Raw genomic sequence first — 16,158 nt, 5'->3', positions numbered from 1 at the left:
AGGAGCAAGTCTTTATGAATGAGCGTATTCTACACGTACTTGAATTTAATAAAATAACCGATCAATTAAGTAAACAGGCGGCTACTTCGATAGGGAAGGACTTTTGTTCCAGTTTAAAACCCTCCATAAATATAGACGAAGTTAAAGAAATGCAGGCAGAAACAGATGAAGCCAGTCAAATTTTAAGATTAAATGTAACAATTCCATTAGGTGGGATATTTGATATACGCGCTAGTATAAAACGAAGTGTCATTGGTGGTGTGCTGCGTCCTCTGGAATGTCTGGAAGTTGCAAACACCCTTTATGCGGCGCGTCAAGTTAAAAGCTTTATGGAAAAAATAGAAGAAGATATACCTATTCTAAAAAATCTTGGCACACAGATTATCTCGTTACGTGATTTGGAAACCCATATCAATAGCTGTATCGATGATAACGGACATATGATGGACAGTGCCTCGGTTAAATTACGCAGTGTCCGTTCTTCCATTCGGACATATGAAAGCAGATTACGTGATAAACTGGATAGCTACACAAAATCGAAAAGTAATATGCTGTCAGATGCAATTATTACGATTCGAAATGACCGATATGTTTTACCAGTAAAACAAGAGTACCGAGGATCTGTTGGTGGAATTGTTCACGACCAATCCGCTTCAGGTGCAACTTTATTTATGGAACCAAAAGCTGTAGTTGATCTTAATAACCGATTGCAGGAAGCAAAGGTTAAGGAAAAACAGGAGATCGACAGAATTTTGCGTGAGTTAAGTGATCATATCGCAAGTAATGAGGATTCTTTATATGAAAATGTAACGGTTCTGGCCAAGATTGACTTTATGGTTGCCAGGGCAAAATTAGGATTGCAAATGAAGGCAGCAATGCCAAAAATGAACGATAATGGAATTATAAAAATGACACAAGCGCGCCATCCGCTTATCTCAATGGATGAAGTGGTTGCTAATGATGTGGAATTGGGAGAAGATTATACATCAATTGTTATCACGGGACCAAATACAGGTGGTAAAACGGTAATTTTGAAAATGATAGGCTTATGCACATTAATGGCCCAGTCAGGGCTCAGAATTCCGGCGTTCGATGGCTGTGAAATGGCTGTGTTTGAGGATGTCTTTGCGGATATCGGTGACGAACAATCAATAGAGCAAAGTCTAAGTACTTTTTCTTCGCACATGACCAATATTGTCTCAATCCTGCAGCATGTCAATCACAAGTCATTAGTGCTATTTGATGAACTTGGAGCTGGCACAGACCCCCAAGAGGGCGCGGCATTGGCAATGTCTATTCTGGATGAAGTGATTTCACGTGGTTCACGTATTGTTGCAACAACACATTATCCGGAGTTAAAAGCATACGGGTACAACCGGGAGGATGTTGTTAATGCTTCTGTTGAATTTGATGTACAAACATTAAAACCCACTTATCGGTTACTGATAGGTGTACCGGGACGCAGTAATGCCTTTGAAATTTCCAAGCGACTGGGTCTTGACGATAAGGTTATCAATCATGCCAAGAGTCATATCGGTATTGATTCTAAAAGTGTGGAGAACATGATAGCCTCGCTTGAGAAATCACAGCGTCAAGCTGAATCAGACTATCAGGAGGCACATGATACCTTACTTGCCAGTGAACAATTACGCAAAGATATCGAAAAGGAATGGAAACATTTCGAGGAAAAGCGTGAGGCATTGTATAAAAAAGCAGAGGAAAAAGCAGAAAAGTCGTTACAGAATGCCAGAGAAGAAGCTGAAATGATTGTTGACGAATTACGAAATATGAAAGCCGGTTCACAATTAAAAGAGCATGAATGGATTGAAGCTAAAAAAATGCTTGAAGAGGCTCAGCCTAATCTGTCCAGTAAAAAAAATGACGATCCAACTAAAGAACAAACCGCAGCCAAACAAGGTTTGCAGGCTGGTGATGAAATTAAGCTATTATCGGTAAATCAGCAAGGAACCGTTCTGGAGAAAGTCACAGATAATGAATATCTTGTTCAGGTAGGGATTATGAAGGTAAAAGTAAAACGGAATGAATTACAGCTCGTAAACAAGAAAAACACGGTTGTTGAAAGACCTATGGCGACAGTAAAGGGATCGAGTTATCATGTGAAAACAGAGCTTGATTTACGTGGTCTGCGATTTGAGGATGCGTTAGTCAACTTGGAAAAATATATTGATGATGCAATACTTGCCGGCTATCCTAAAGTATCCATTATTCATGGAAAAGGTACCGGTGCGCTTCGAAAGGGAGTGAAAGAATTTACGCAAAGACACCCTAGTATAACTGCGGCTAGGCCAGGATCACAAGGTGAAGGCGGAAGCGGTGTAACAATTTTGGAACTGAAGTAATAGAAAAAGGGGGAGTACTACAAGTGGCGGGCTTTTGGGAGATTATTTTTGTGGAAACTGCTGCAAGATACAGCGTCGTTATTCTTTGTACAATCGTGTTTTTAGCAGTGTTTGAACTTGTTACCTCATACCATAATTGGGTGGAAATTAAGCGCGGAAATTTTGCTGTAGCTATGGCAACCGGAGGGAAAATTTTTGGAATAGCTACCATTTTCCGTTATTCGATTGAACATAATGATACGCTTATCGAGAGTATTGGCTGGGGTGTTTTTGGATTTTTATTATTACTTATTGGATATTTTATTTTTGAATTTTTAACACCGACTATCAAAATCGATGAGGAAATTGGAAAAGGGAACAATGCAGTCGGATTTATCTCGATGATGATTTCTGTTGGATTAGCTTTCGTCATCGGCGCAAGTATTGGATAAGGGAGAGAGAACATTGGAAACGCTAGCCAAAATATTAATTGTAATTGCAGTTATTTTTGTAGTAATTGGAATCATATACTTAATTTAATAAGAAATTTGAAAAAAATAAATAAATAAAATTTCAAAAAATACTAATTAATCGGTATAATGGAGTTAATAGATAAAAAGGAGGAGTAAAATATATGGAGAAAAAACGTTGGCATGTCCATTATCCAAAAGAGATTCCAACTACAATTGAATATGACGAAAAGCCGTTACATTCATTTTTGGCAGCAACAGCTGAATTATACCCTGAAAAGAAAGCGCTTCATTTTATGGGTAAGGAAATGACGTTTACAGAAGTATATTTACAGGCCAGAAAAATGGCCAAATACATGCAGTCCCTTGGCCTTGAAAAAGGTGACCGGGTAGCAATCATGCTTCCAAATTGTCCACAGGCAGTAATAAGTTACTACGGGGCATTAATGGCTGGAGCTGTAGTCGTTCAGACCAACCCTTTATATAAGGAAAGGGAGCTTGAATACCAACTAAACGATTCCGGTGCAACATTTATCGTTTGTCTGGACATTTTATTGCCTCGCGTTACAAATGTCCGGGGTAGCACATCGCTTAAACATACAATTGTTACATGTATTAAGGATTATTTACCGTTTCCAAAGAATCTGATTTACCCTTTTATCCAGAAAAAGCAATATAACCTGGTTGTAAAAGTTGAACAATCAGAAGATACGCATGTTTGGCAATCAATTATTGAAAATGGGAATGATGACTACAGCCCAGTTGAAGTTAATTCTAAAGAAGACCTTGCACTGCTTCAATATACAGGTGGTACAACCGGACATCCGAAGGGAGTTATGCTAACTCATTACAATTTGGTAGCTAATGTACAAATGAGTCAAGCATGGCTATATAAGGCGGAATCAGGAAAGGAAACTGTCTTAGGCGTTTTACCATTTTTTCATGTATACGGAATGACTACCGTGATGAATATGGCCATTATGTTTGGGTCTAAGATGGTGCTTCTGCCGAAATTTGATGCTGAAGAAGTACTTAAAACAATTCATAAACAAAAGCCAACTATGTTTCCAGGCGCGCCAACAATTTACGTAGGACTATTAAATCATCCCAATTTAAAAAAATATGATCTATCATCGGTTGAAGCCTGCATAAGCGGATCTGCTCCATTGCCATCGGAAGTACAAGAGCAGTTTGAAAAAGTAACCGGCGGTCGTTTAGTGGAAGGATATGGATTAACCGAATCGTCTCCTGTCACCCATGCTAATTTTGTCTGGGATAACCGTGTTAACTCTAGTATTGGGGTGCCATGGCCAGATACGGATTCAGCAATATTCAGGGTGGAAACTATGGAAGAAGCTGAAGTAGGGGAAGTAGGAGAAGTTGCAGTTAAAGGGCCACAGATCATGAAAGGGTATTGGAACAACCAGGAAGAAACAGACAATGTTCTAAAAGATGGCTGGTTGTTTACTGGTGATTTGGGCTATATGAACGAAGAAGGTTATTTCTATATTGTTGACCGCAAAAAAGATATGATAATTGCTGGTGGATATAATATCTATCCTAGAGAAGTAGAGGAAGTATTATACGAGCACGAAGCTGTCCTAGAAGCAGTGGTAGCTGGAATTCCTGACCCATATCGCGGAGAAACAGTAAAAGCGTATGTTGTGCAAAAATCAGGTTACCAGATAGAGGAAGAAGAATTAAATGCACATTGCAGGAAACACCTAGCAGCTTTTAAAGTGCCAAGAATTTATGAGTTTCGTGATGAGCTGCCAAAAACCGCAGTAGGTAAAATACTACGGAGGAAGTTAGTAGATGAAGAAAAAGAAAAGATGCAGGAAAAAAGTAAAACAATTTGAGCGAAACGCTCTCTTTTTGTATAATTATTGTACAGGCTTTATATTGACATTATAGAAGTAAATTTGTACAATTATGATGAATGACCATTCATTCAGTTTGTAAGCAAGAGGTATATGCTAAGGAGATTATCATGAATAAAAACAGACCGAAGTACAAACAAATTATCGAGGCAGCTGTTGAAACAATCGCGGATAACGGGTATCATGCATCGCAGGTATCAAAAATTGCCAAAAAAGCTGGGGTAGCTGATGGAACAATCTACCTTTATTTTAAAAATAAAGAAGATATTCTCGTGTCTGTTTTTGAAGAAAAAATGGGGCAGTTTATCGAACAGATTGCATCCAGTACCAATGATAAACAAAATGCAGATGAAAAACTGCGAACGCTAATTGAAATGCATTTTCTGCAGCTTGCAAATGATCATCACTTAGCCATTGTAACGCAATTGGAATTGAGACAGTCAAATACAGCATTACGGATGAAGATAAATGAGGTTCTAAAACCGTATTTAGTTGTAATTGATGATATAATCGAAGAGGGTATGGAAGAAAAAATATTTCGGGATGATTTAAATATTCCTCTTGTCAGGCAAATGATTTTTGGTACCCTGGATGAAATAGTTACAAACTGGGTAATGAAAGAACAGAGGTATGATTTAGTTAAACAGACTTCGGATGTCCATGCATTAATTACAAATGGACTTTCTGTTTAGAAAACCAGGCTTATCGGTAATATAAAAGACGAAAAGCTTAGTTGTACTTATGCATTAATAAAGAAAGCGGTTATATTTTCTTAATTGCTAAAAACAGCAGAGGAGGATTGACTTGGGGACATTAGCGTATGAAAGTCAGAACAACGTTGCAATTTTAACCATTCAAAGTCCACCAGCCAATGCGTTATCTAGCAATCTATTACGTGATTTGGGTGAAAAGCTGGACGAAATTGAAAACGATAACACGATTAAAGCAATAATCTTACGAGGAGAAGGAAAGTTTTTCTCAGCAGGTGCGGATATAAAGGAATTCACCTCCCTGCAAAATGCGTCTGACTATCAAGCCTTAGCAGAAAAAGGTCAAGAGCTGTTTAACCGAATTGAACACTTTTCTATACCAGTGATTGCTGCTATACATGGGGCAGCACTGGGTGGAGGATTAGAACTTTCCATGGCATGTCATATACGAATAGTTACAGAAAGCGCAAAATTGGGATTACCTGAATTAACATTGGGGATTATTCCAGGATTTGCCGGAACGCAGCGCTTGCCGCAATATGTCGGAACAGCTAAAGCATATGAAATGATCTTAAGCGGTCAGCCAATTAGTGGAACAGAAGCTAAAGCATTCGGCCTTGCAAATCAGGCTGTAAAAGATGAGGAAGTTTTTGAAGTAGCGACTAAGCTTGCTGAAACAATTGCAGCTAAAAGCAAACCAACAATCAATAATATTATGGAATTGATTCCTTATTCAAAAACAGAACAGTTTTCACGAGGGGTCCATGAGGAAGCACAAGCATTTGGCAAGATCTTTGGTTCAGAGGACGCAAAAGAAGGTGTGCAGGCTTTCATAGAGAAGCGTAAACCTAACTTCCAAGATAAATAGATTAAAGGAGGATATCACAAATGAACATATATGTATTGTTAAAAAGGACATTTGATACAGAAGAAAAAATTGCAGTTTCAAATGGGAGAATTGAAGATGATAGTGCTGAATATATCATTAACCCATATGATGAGTATGCTGTAGAAGAAGCAATCAAACAAAAAGATGCTCATGGTGGTGAGGTGACAGTTGTTACGGTAGGCGACGAGGAGTCTGAAAAGCAACTGCGTACTGCGTTAGCAATGGGTGCGGACAAAGCAGTGCTAATTAATACGGAAGATGATCTTGAAGATGGAGATCAGTATACAACAGCAAAAATTCTGCAAACTTACTTTGAAGATAAGGAAGCAGACCTAATCCTAGCGGGAAATGTTGCAATTGATGAAGCGAGTGGTCAAGTTGGGCCAAGGCTAGCAGAAAGTCTGGGAATTCCTTTTATTACTACGATTACTGCATTGGAAATCGATGGGGAAACAGTAAAAATTGATAAAGATGTTGAAGGTGACGTCGAGAAAATCGAGACAAGTCTTCCAGTACTTGTAACATGTCAGCAAGGTCTGAATGACCCAAGATACCCTTCACTTCCAGGGATAATGAAAGCGAAGAAGAAGCCATTAGAGGAATTGGAAATTGATGACCTTGACTTGGAAGAAGAAGATGTTGAAGCAAAAACAAATACAGTTGATATATTCCTGCCACCAGAAAAAGAAGCTGGCAGAGTTCTTGAAGGTGAGATAGACGAACAAGTTCAAGAACTGGTTTCCTTACTAAAAAATGATGCAAAAGTACTGTAAACCTTTACTACAGAAAGGAGAAAAGACATGAGTGATAAGTTACTAGTTATTGGCGAAGCAAGAGACGGCATGTTACGAAATGTAACATTTGAAGCAATCGCAGCAGCGAAAAAAATAAATTCTGATGGGGATATTGTTGGTGTACTGTGTGGTAATGATGACTTGAGTAACCAAGCACAGGAAATGATTTATTATGGTGCAGACCGTGTTGTTACGGTTCAGCATGATGAATTAAAAACATATACATCGGAAGGATATGGTCAGGCAATACTTCCTGTTATTAATGATGAGTCACCAGATGGAATAATAATGGGCCATACAGCAATTGGAAAAGATCTAACACCTAAGCTAGCAAGTAAATTCGAAACTGGCTTAATTTCAGATGCGACGGAAATAGAGGTCGAAGGTGATAAAGCAGTATTTATCCGACCAATATATTCTGGTAAAGCATTTGAAAAGAAAACTATTTCAAGTGGTTTAACATTTGCTACAATCCGTCCTAATAATATTCCTGCATTAGAGCGTGATGAATCCCGTTCTGGTGACGTGAGTTCAAAAGACGTGGAAATAACTGATATTCGTACCATAATTAAAGAAGTTATCCGCAAAGCTTCAGAAGGCGTAGACCTATCAGAGGCAAACGTTATTATTGCAGGTGGCCGTGGTGTGAAAAGTGAAGAAGGTTTTAAACCATTATATGAATTAGCTGATGTATTAGGTGGAGCGGTTGGAGCTTCACGTGGTGCATGTGATGCGGAATATTGTGATTACGCACTTCAAATTGGTCAAACCGGGAAAGTTGTAACACCTGATTTATATATTGCTGTAGGTATTTCTGGTGCAATTCAGCATTTGGCTGGTATGTCTAATTCAAAAGTAATCGTAGCTATTAATAAAGATCCTGAAGCAAATATCTTTAATGTAGCTGATTACGGTATCGTTGGAGACTTATTTGATGTAGTTCCAAAGCTAATAGAAGAAGTTAAGAAGTTAAAATAGTTTTTTAAAAGACCTGATCAAAGCTTTGGTTAGGTCTTTTACTTCGTACTCGAATAACATTTTTGTATATGGCTGTTGTTTTCAAAAAGTTGCTTTTTCCATACAATAAGTTTAAGACAGAGTTGATAGAAAATGCGAACTAGTGAAATTTGTACGTTTCTCAAACAACGCAGCTGGAATATGCTCCCTTTCCGTGGGCAAGTGCCGAGCCTCCTCAGCTCGTACCTCGCCTGCGGGGTCTCGCCTAGCTTGTTCTTCCCACAGGAGTCTCGCATATTCCAACTGCTAGTTTAGTGGTATAAAATCTTTTTTTAAAGTTCTTGTAAGCAAAACCAAGCGAAGGAAATACAAGTAGACTCCTGTGGGAGCTTGCGCCTAGATGAGACTACGCAGCGACGTAGGAGCAAGGAGGCTCATCAGCCGCCCTAGGTGCGCGAAGTGTATTTCCGAAGCGGTGTCATAGCGCTTAGCATGTTAGTTCGCAGTTTATATCAAAAACGAAGATTAATTAGCAGCCAATGTACGAAAAGAATATAGTGTATAAGCAAACTATTCGCAAGGAAATACTAACGATGATATACTCAACTTAAAGATTGATTGAGGAGGAATGAAAATGGCAATTGTACATGTTACAGATCAGAATTTTACTAAAGAGACATCTGAAGGTCTAGTGTTAGCTGACTTTTGGGCTCCGTGGTGTGGACCTTGTAAAATGATTGCACCAGTATTAGAAGAAATTGATGGTGAAATGGAAGATAAAGTTTCAATTGTAAAACTAGATGTGGATGAAAACCAGGAAACAGCTGGTAAATACGGTGTTATGAGTATCCCAACTTTATTACTTTTTAAAGATGGCAATGTCGTTGACCAGGTTGTTGGATTTCAACCTAAGGAAGCACTTGTTGAACTAGTTAACAAACATGCATAAGTGAGTGTTAAATAGTATAATAAACAGTACCGTGAATCCCTTGTTGCTTTTTTGTAACAGGGGGTTTCTTTATACTACTGAAAATACATATGAATACGATATATTCTATAGGAAAGTCGGATACTCAAAAAGCTAGTTGAACACATATAACAAGGGATGAATTTACTATGAATCAACAAATAAGTGAAAAGTTAGCTGTTCTTCCATCACAGCCTGGATGCTATTTAATGAAGGATAAAAATAATACTATTATATATGTAGGTAAATCTAAGTTATTACGAAATAGAGTCAGATCTTATTTTACTGGGGCGAATGATAAAAAGACACAACGTCTAGTTCTCGAAATAGTGGATTTTGAATATATCGTGACCACATCTGAAATAGAAGCATTAATTCTGGAAATGAATCTAATAAAAAAATATGACCCAAAATATAATGTGTTATTAAAAGATGATAAATCATATCCTTACTTGAAGATTACCGCAGAAAGGCATCCAAGACTGCTGATTGTACGAAAAGTAAAAAAAGATAAAGGAAAATATTTCGGTCCATACCCAAACGTACTTGCTGCCCGGGAAACCAAAAAACTTCTTGATCGATTGTATCCATTGCGCAAATGCAATAACCCACCAGGTCGTGTTTGCTTATATTATCACATGGGTCAGTGTTTAGCGTGTAGTGAACATCCTGCTTCAGAAAGTACTTATAAAGAAATAACTCAAAGTATCACTACTTTTCTTCACGGTGGCCACAAAGAAATAAAAAGTGATTTAAAAACAAAAATGCATGAAGCAAGTGAGCAGCAAAACTTTGAACGAGCTAAAGAGTTGCGCGATCAAATTCAGCATATTGAAGTCGTAATGGAACAACAGCGAATGACATTAAATGATCAAGTAGACCGTGATATATTTGGTTACAGTTATGATAAAGGCTGGATGTGTATCCAAGTGTTTTTTGTGAGACAGGGGAAATTAATTGAACGAGATGTGTCGATATTCCCGTTCTTTGATGATCCGACTGATACTTTTATTAGCTTTATAGGAAGGTTTTATTTGCACCAGCAACATCTGAAGCCAAAACAATTACTAGTGCCCATTGGAACGGACACTAAATTACTAAGTGAATTACTAGAAATAGATGTACACACTCCATTTCGGGGCAGAAAGAAAGAGCTTGTTGAATTAGCCGTGAAAAATGCAACAATCGCACTAGAAGAAAAATTCTCAATTATAGAACGTGATGAAGAAAGAACTATTTTAGCTGTAGAAAAGTTAGGTGAAGCTCTTCATATTGAGATGCCCCACCGCATTGAAGCATTTGATAACTCTAATATACAAGGAACCGATCCTGTTTCAGCGATGGTTGTTTTTACCGATGGCAGGCCAAACAAAAAAGAGTATCGTAAATATAAGATAAAAGATGTGAAGGGGCCTGATGACTATGAAACAATGCGTGAAGTAATCCGTCGTCGCTATAAAAGAGTACTAAAGGAAAACCTTCCATTACCAGATTTAATTATTGTAGATGGAGGTAAAGGGCAAATTAGTGCAGCACTTGATGTTTTAGAAAATGAACTGGGATTAGATATTCCTTTATGTGGTTTGGCGAAAGATGACAAGCACAAGACAAGTGAACTACTTTACGGGGTTCCACCAGCAATTATACCGTTGTCCAGACAGTCTCAGGAATTTTACCTTGTTCAGCGCATACAGGATGAAGTGCACCGGTTTGCAATTTCTTTCCATCGACAACTACGTGGAAAGAGTTTATTTCAGTCGGAATTGGATAAGATTCCAGGTGTGGGAGAAAAGCGAAGAAGGTTGTTGTTAACGCATTTTAAGTCAGTGACGGAGATCAAGAATGCTTCATTACCGGACTTAACAAGACTAGGTTTACCAGCAAACATTGCTGAAGTAATATTAGACCACCTGAATAATGAGAAATAAGAAGCGAAACAACTTATATATTGTTTCGCTTCGGCAATAATTTTTTAAAAATCTGTAAAGACAATAGAGAATTCTACTTGATGAACTTTTTTATGTATTTCTTCAGTACATTCACATGGTATCTCTTTAATAATTTGAATTGCTTCAGCTAAAAATCCAGCTTCCAAACGAAAATCAGTTTCGAAGGGTGCATTTAATCGATACACTACAGAGTCAGACATTAGTTGGAAGATAAGTTCTTTCTTTTTTTCCTTAACAAGTTCCAAATTGCCCCAACCCAATTTGTCAAACGCGAAAATGATATCCGTTATGGATTGAATTTCTAGTTTTCTAGCAATATTTTTGCCCATGAAATACAGAAGCGTACTTGATTCTGTCCCTAATATCTCAGGTAAACCTATATATCGAAGTACGTCATACCCGGCACCAGATGTATGGAGTTCATCTAAAAGTGAAACAGACATGGACTTGTGTTCATTTGACATTGATGTCATCCTTTCCTATCAGTAACCAACTCACAAATACTCTGGTCACGATGTTCGAGATTATCTTAGTAGTAGTTTGCTAGTATTATTATCTATATAATTTGGTTATTGTGCAAGCATCAAAATAAAAAAATTTAGGATGTTTTATCAAAGATTGTCGATATTGATATAAAAATGCGAGGTAATGTGAGAAACTAATTTGAGTGCTTTGGCACCGTTTCGGAAATACACTTTGCGCACCTTTTTTAGCCGGCACCCCGCAGGAGTCTCCGTTGGGATTTGCTCAATTTATTTATCCTGATGAATAAGATGGATAATAGCAAGATTTAAATCCATTAATTCCACTGCGTGGGCAGTGAGCCACACTAAATAGTACAATCGGTTATCTTAGTCTGTGTCACAGTATCCTACTAGATAATTCATTGCATTTAAAAAATAACAAAAACAGCTAAAACTAAAGTATAAATAATCAAATAATGAGATATGTCACATAAAAAAATAAAGTGCTTCCTTTTCTTGACGCTTCATACAGTTAGAAGTACAATAAATATGTCATAAATTGTACATTTTTGGACAATAACTATGTTAGTGCTTTATTGTCATAAAATCTTGTGCATTACTAAGAATAACATAACATAATAACTGAGGGGGGTAACACATGGCAGAACATCGTGAGTTTTTTTATCGTAGACTCCATTCCCTGTTAGGGGTAATACCAATTGGAATTTTCTTGGTTCAACACTTGGTTGTAAACCATTTTGCTGTATATGGAGAAGAAAGTTTTAATAAAGCAGCAGGTTTTATGCATGACCTACCATTTAGGTTAGTATTGGAAATTTTTATTATATTTCTTCCAATCTTGTTCCATGCAATCCTAGGTGTTTATATTGTATTTGTTACAAAAAACAACACAAAACGATATGGTTATTTCCGTAACTGGATGTTTTACTTGCAACGTGTAACCGGTATAATTACTTTTGTTTTTATCGCATGGCATGTTTGGGAAACACGTGTGCAGATTGGCATGGGCAACGCAGAATTGGACTATAGTCTAATGGAAAATATTCTTTCTAATCCTGTAATGTTTTGGTTTTACATCTTGGGTGTAATCTCTACTACATTCCATTTTGCTAATGGACTATGGAGCTTTTTAGTATCTTGGGGCATTACACAATCACCGAAGTCACAAAAGATTGTTACATATGCAACATTGCTCGTCTTTTTGGCTATCAGCTATATCGGTGTAAGAGCATTAATTCAATTCGCTTATGGAGTTTAATTTAAGAATAATAGGAGTGAGTAAATATTATGAGTAATCGTAAAGTCGCGGTTGTAGGCGGCGGTTTAGCCGGTCTTATGGCAACAATCAAAGCAGCTGAAGATGGTGCTGTAGTAGACCTGTTTTCTATTGTGCCTGTAAAACGTTCTCACTCTGTATGTGCCCAGGGCGGTATAAACGGTGCAGTAAACACAAAAGGTGAAGGAGATTCACCTTGGAAACACCTTGATGATACGGTATATGGTGGCGACTTTCTCGCAAATCAGCCACCTGTAAAAGCAATGTGTGACGCAGCACCGGGTATAATAAATTTACTGGACCGTATGGGAGTAATGTTCAATCGTACTCCTGAAGGTCTTCTTGATTTCCGGCGTTTTGGTGGTACAAGTGTACACCGTACAGCATATGCAGGAGCAACTACAGGTCAACAATTATTATATGCACTTGACGAACAGGTTCGACGTTATGAAGTTGAGGGATTAGTAAACAAGTATGAAAACTGGGAATTCCTTGGAGCTATTATAGATGATGATGGTGTAGGAAAAGGGATTGTTGGACAGAACATTAAGACACATGAAATAAAATCCTTCCCATCGGATGCAACAATAATGTCTACTGGTGGTCCTGGAATAATCTTTGGTAAATCTACAAACTCAATGATTAATACAGGATCTGCAGCAAGTACCTTGTACCAGCAAGGTGCAAAGTATGCTAATGGAGAATTTATTCAGATTCATCCCACTGCTATTCCAGGGGATGATAAATTACGTTTAATGAGTGAGTCAGCGCGTGGTGAAGGCGGTCGTATTTGGACATATAAAGACGGTGAGCCATGGTACTTCCTGGAGGAGAAATATCCTGCTTACGGAAACTTAGTTACCCGTGATATCGCAACCCGTGAAATATTTGATGTATGTGTAAATCAAAAGCTAGGCATTAACGGAGAAAATATGGTTTACCTTGATTTATCACATAAGGATCCAAAAGAATTGGATGTTAAACTTGGTGGTATCATAGAAATTTATGAAAAATTTGTCGGTGAGGATCCCCGCAAAGTTCCAATGAAAATATTCCCTGCAGTACATTACTCTATGGGTGGACTTTGGGTTGATTATGATCAAATGACAAGTATACCAGGTATATTTGCAGCGGGTGAATGCGATTATTCACAACATGGAGGTAACCGTCTAGGTGCTAACTCATTGCTATCTGCAATATACGGTGGCTCTGTTGCAGGCCCAAATGCAATCAAATATATTGAGGAACTTGAAACACATGTTGAAGATATGTCACCTGAGTTATTTGAGAATAGGGAAAAAGAGGAACAGGAAAAGTTTGAAAAGCTTATGAAAATGGAAGGTGATGAGAATGCTTATCAGCTTCATAAAGAGCTTGGAGAGCTAATGACAGATAACGTTACAGTTGTACGTCATAATGAAAAACTTAAAGATACGATTGAAAAAATTAAGGATCTCCAGAGAAGATGGGAAAACATTAATATGGACGATACATCCCGCTGGAGTAACCAAGGTGTTATGTTTACTCGGCAGTTAAAAAATATGCTCCATTTAGCACGAGTTATTGCTCTTGGTGCTTATAAACGTAATGAAAGCCGTGGCGCGCATTATAAACCGGAATTTCCTGAAAGAAATGATGAAGAGTGGTTGAAAACGACGATTGCAACATTTGATGAGTCAGAAAACGCTCCGGTTATAACATATGAAGAAGTGGATACTTCTCTTATTGAACCGAGATTAAGGGACTATTCTAAAAAATAATTGAGGGGAGAAAGATATGCATGGCTGAACAGAGTACAGTTACATTTATCATAACTCGACAAGATAGCCCGGATTCACCTTCTTATCAGGAGACATTCAACGTACCATATAAAAAAAATATGAATGTTATTTCAGGTTTGATGGAAATTCGCCAAAACCCTGTTAATGCGAATGGTGAAAAAACAGCACCTGTATACTGGGATATGAGCTGTCTTGAGGAAGTTTGTGGAGCTTGTTCAATGGTAATAAACGGGACAGCGCGTCAATCATGCGCTACACTAGTAGATAAATTGGAGCAGCCAATTCGCCTGGAACCAATGAGCACCTTCCCGGTTGTTCGTGATCTTATAGTGGATCGCGAGCAAATGTTTGATGCATTAAAACAGATTAAGGCGTGGGTACCTATTGATGGAACCTATGATCTTGGACCTGGACCTCGTATGCCCGAGAAAAAACGTCAATGGGCATATGAGCTCTCTAAATGTATGACTTGTGGTGTGTGCTTGGAAGCATGCCCAAATGTTAATGACAAATCTGACTTCATTGGACCTGCAGCACTTTCGCAAGCAAGATTGTTTAATGCTCATCCAACTGGAGAGATGAATAAAAGCGAACGTTTAGATGGATTAATGGAAGACGGAGGTATTTCTGGGTGTAGTAATGCACAAAACTGTGTACAAGTATGTCCAAAAGGTATTCCGTTGACAACATCAATTGCTGCAATGAATCGTGACACAAACATTCAATCTTTCAAGAATTTCTTTGGTAGTGACAACGCGCATTAATTCTATCAAACTATGAAAATACCATGGCCCTTACCTAACGCTGGTAAGGGCCATTTTTCAGCAATATTGATACTTTCTTTGCTCATAAGTGCAACAAAGGCTTATCTACATTAAGGCAAATCGATAAGCCAGTTTTCTAAACAGGAAGGAGAAGTTTTATTTGAAAACTGTTTCATATATTGAAGATTTAACTAAATGGCAATCTGAATTTTCCTTTTACATACCCGTTAAAATCCGCTTCTCAGAAACGGACATGTTTGGTCATGTGAACAATGTATCGGCATTCATTTACTTTGAAGAGGCACGTATTGAATTTTTAAAGTCTGTTGGTTTATTTCAAAATGAAAATAGTAATGATGAAGGCGTACCTATTGTTGCAGATTTACAATGCGATTATCATAAGCAACTGTATTTTAACGAACAAATATGGCTTTATGTAAAAGTGAATTATATCGGAAACACATCACTTGATATCCATTACATGGCATTAAATGATAAAAATGAATTGTGTTTAACCGGTCGAGGAAGATTAGTGTATATAGATCCTGAATCGGGAAAACCAATTCAGCTCTTGGATTCTATGAAGGAAAAATTATTAGCAAAAACCGACTTCCAGTAATGAAAGTCGGTTTCTTCTAGAGCTTTAATTCCCCCATGCGAAGGAGCTCTACTACAGCTTGTGATCGCCCCTTGACTCCTAACTTTTGCATAGCATTTGAAATGTGGTTTCGGACAGTTTTCTCTGATATAAACAATTCCTGGGCAATTTCCTTTGTTGTTTTGTCTTGTACTAAGAGCTCGAATACCTCTTTTTCACGTTTGGTTAATAATTGCTTCGGTTTGTACTCGTTGTCCTTCAAATGTTAACCCCTCCTTGCTGTCATAGAGCTGCAGAAT

Annotated in this window: 15 protein-coding genes; 13 read left to right on the top strand and 2 right to left on the bottom strand. The window is 37.9% G+C overall.

From position 1 onward, the window contains the following. Positions 1–14: 14 nt before the first annotated feature. The 9 genes from ACE1TG_RS01680 to uvrC all read left to right on the top strand — a co-directional run bounded on the left by ACE1TG_RS01680 (position 15) and on the right by uvrC (position 10,934). Positions 15–2,360 carry an endonuclease MutS2 gene (locus ACE1TG_RS01680; RefSeq protein WP_375050614.1) on the top strand — a complete coding sequence of 782 codons (2,346 nt, stop codon included), beginning with the start codon at positions 15–17 and terminating at the stop codon, positions 2,358–2,360. 23 nt (positions 2,361–2,383) lie between these two features. Further along, positions 2,384–2,791, top strand: a complete 408-nt coding sequence (locus ACE1TG_RS01675) for a DUF350 domain-containing protein (protein WP_375050613.1) — start codon at positions 2,384–2,386, stop codon at positions 2,789–2,791. Between the two features lie 182 nt (positions 2,792–2,973). After that, the gene (locus tag ACE1TG_RS01670; RefSeq protein WP_375050612.1) at positions 2,974–4,668 is read left to right on the top strand and encodes a long-chain-fatty-acid--CoA ligase; all 1,695 of its coding nucleotides are present in this window, start codon (positions 2,974–2,976) and stop codon (positions 4,666–4,668) included. 131 nt (positions 4,669–4,799) lie between these two features. Next, positions 4,800–5,381, top strand: coding sequence for a fatty acid metabolism transcriptional regulator FadR (locus ACE1TG_RS01665; RefSeq protein WP_375050611.1), 582 nt, complete (start codon positions 4,800–4,802; stop codon positions 5,379–5,381). Positions 5,382–5,493: 112 nt separating this feature from the next. Then, entirely contained in the window at positions 5,494–6,267 is a 774-nt protein-coding gene (locus ACE1TG_RS01660) for an enoyl-CoA hydratase (RefSeq protein WP_375050610.1), read from the top strand. A gap of 20 nt (positions 6,268–6,287) precedes the next feature. Then, a complete protein-coding gene (locus tag ACE1TG_RS01655; RefSeq protein ID WP_375050609.1) occupies positions 6,288–7,061 on the top strand; it encodes an electron transfer flavoprotein subunit beta/FixA family protein in 774 nt (257 codons plus the stop codon). A 27-nt stretch (positions 7,062–7,088) separates the two neighbouring features. Next, positions 7,089–8,060 carry an electron transfer flavoprotein subunit alpha/FixB family protein gene (locus ACE1TG_RS01650; protein ID WP_375050608.1) on the top strand — a complete coding sequence of 324 codons (972 nt, stop codon included), beginning with the start codon at positions 7,089–7,091 and terminating at the stop codon, positions 8,058–8,060. A gap of 613 nt (positions 8,061–8,673) precedes the next feature. After that, positions 8,674–8,988: a thioredoxin gene (trxA, locus tag ACE1TG_RS01645; RefSeq protein ID WP_092492390.1), complete on the top strand. Its 315-nt coding sequence runs from the start codon at positions 8,674–8,676 to the stop codon at positions 8,986–8,988. A gap of 167 nt (positions 8,989–9,155) precedes the next feature. Then, positions 9,156–10,934 carry an excinuclease ABC subunit UvrC gene (gene uvrC, locus ACE1TG_RS01640; RefSeq protein ID WP_375050607.1) on the top strand — a complete coding sequence of 593 codons (1,779 nt, stop codon included), beginning with the start codon at positions 9,156–9,158 and terminating at the stop codon, positions 10,932–10,934. Positions 10,935–10,978: 44 nt separating this feature from the next. Here the strand turns inward: uvrC and ACE1TG_RS01635 are convergent, their stop codons facing one another. After that, on the bottom strand, positions 10,979–11,419 hold the full coding sequence (locus ACE1TG_RS01635; protein ID WP_375050606.1) for a YslB family protein: 441 nt from the start codon (positions 11,417–11,419) through the stop codon (positions 10,979–10,981). 658 nt (positions 11,420–12,077) lie between these two features. Between ACE1TG_RS01635 and ACE1TG_RS01630 the strand changes: the two genes are divergently transcribed. From ACE1TG_RS01630 to ACE1TG_RS01615, 4 genes are all read left to right on the top strand, one after another. Then, the gene (locus ACE1TG_RS01630; protein ID WP_375050605.1) at positions 12,078–12,698 is read left to right on the top strand and encodes a succinate dehydrogenase cytochrome b558 subunit; all 621 of its coding nucleotides are present in this window, start codon (positions 12,078–12,080) and stop codon (positions 12,696–12,698) included. A gap of 29 nt (positions 12,699–12,727) precedes the next feature. Next, complete coding sequence (sdhA, locus tag ACE1TG_RS01625) at positions 12,728–14,476, top strand: succinate dehydrogenase flavoprotein subunit (RefSeq protein ID WP_375050604.1); 1,749 nt, start codon at positions 12,728–12,730, stop codon at positions 14,474–14,476. A gap of 20 nt (positions 14,477–14,496) precedes the next feature. Then, complete coding sequence (gene sdhB / locus ACE1TG_RS01620) at positions 14,497–15,261, top strand: succinate dehydrogenase iron-sulfur subunit (RefSeq protein WP_375050603.1); 765 nt, start codon at positions 14,497–14,499, stop codon at positions 15,259–15,261. Between the two features lie 160 nt (positions 15,262–15,421). Then, a complete protein-coding gene (locus ACE1TG_RS01615) occupies positions 15,422–15,880 on the top strand; it encodes an acyl-CoA thioesterase (protein WP_375050602.1) in 459 nt (152 codons plus the stop codon). A gap of 16 nt (positions 15,881–15,896) precedes the next feature. On the opposite strand, the gene ACE1TG_RS01610 is transcribed toward ACE1TG_RS01615, so the two are convergent. Continuing rightward, the gene (locus ACE1TG_RS01610) at positions 15,897–16,121 is read right to left on the bottom strand and encodes a helix-turn-helix domain-containing protein (RefSeq protein ID WP_010651078.1); all 225 of its coding nucleotides are present in this window, start codon (positions 16,119–16,121) and stop codon (positions 15,897–15,899) included. Between the last annotated feature and the right edge of the window lie 37 nt (positions 16,122–16,158).

The organism is Virgibacillus sp. JSM 102003 (assembly GCF_041949995.1).
Taxonomy (GTDB): Bacteria; Bacillota; Bacilli; order Bacillales; family Amphibacillaceae; genus Lentibacillus.
The sequence above is the reverse complement of the archived record's forward strand: the minus strand, read 5'-3'. Positions and strand labels throughout refer to the sequence as shown.

Bases quoted from the DNA above. Each gene is read 5' to 3' on its own strand.
- ACE1TG_RS01680 (WP_375050614.1), top strand. From the start codon at position 15: ATGAATGAGCGTATTCTACACGTACTTGAATTTAATAAAATAACCGAT.
- ACE1TG_RS01670 (WP_375050612.1), top strand. From the start codon at position 2,974: ATGGAGAAAAAACGTTGGCATGTCCATTATCCAAAAGAGATTCCAACT.
- ACE1TG_RS01665 (WP_375050611.1), top strand. From the start codon at position 4,800: ATGAATAAAAACAGACCGAAGTACAAACAAATTATCGAGGCAGCTGTT.
- ACE1TG_RS01655 (WP_375050609.1), top strand. From the start codon at position 6,288: ATGAACATATATGTATTGTTAAAAAGGACATTTGATACAGAAGAAAAA.
- ACE1TG_RS01650 (WP_375050608.1), top strand. From the start codon at position 7,089: ATGAGTGATAAGTTACTAGTTATTGGCGAAGCAAGAGACGGCATGTTA.
- trxA (WP_092492390.1), top strand. From the start codon at position 8,674: ATGGCAATTGTACATGTTACAGATCAGAATTTTACTAAAGAGACATCT.
- uvrC (WP_375050607.1), top strand. From the start codon at position 9,156: ATGAATCAACAAATAAGTGAAAAGTTAGCTGTTCTTCCATCACAGCCT.
- ACE1TG_RS01635 (WP_375050606.1), bottom strand. From the start codon at position 11,419: ATGTCAAATGAACACAAGTCCATGTCTGTTTCACTTTTAGATGAACTC.
- ACE1TG_RS01630 (WP_375050605.1), top strand. From the start codon at position 12,078: ATGGCAGAACATCGTGAGTTTTTTTATCGTAGACTCCATTCCCTGTTA.
- sdhA (WP_375050604.1), top strand. From the start codon at position 12,728: ATGAGTAATCGTAAAGTCGCGGTTGTAGGCGGCGGTTTAGCCGGTCTT.
- sdhB (WP_375050603.1), top strand. From the start codon at position 14,497: ATGGCTGAACAGAGTACAGTTACATTTATCATAACTCGACAAGATAGC.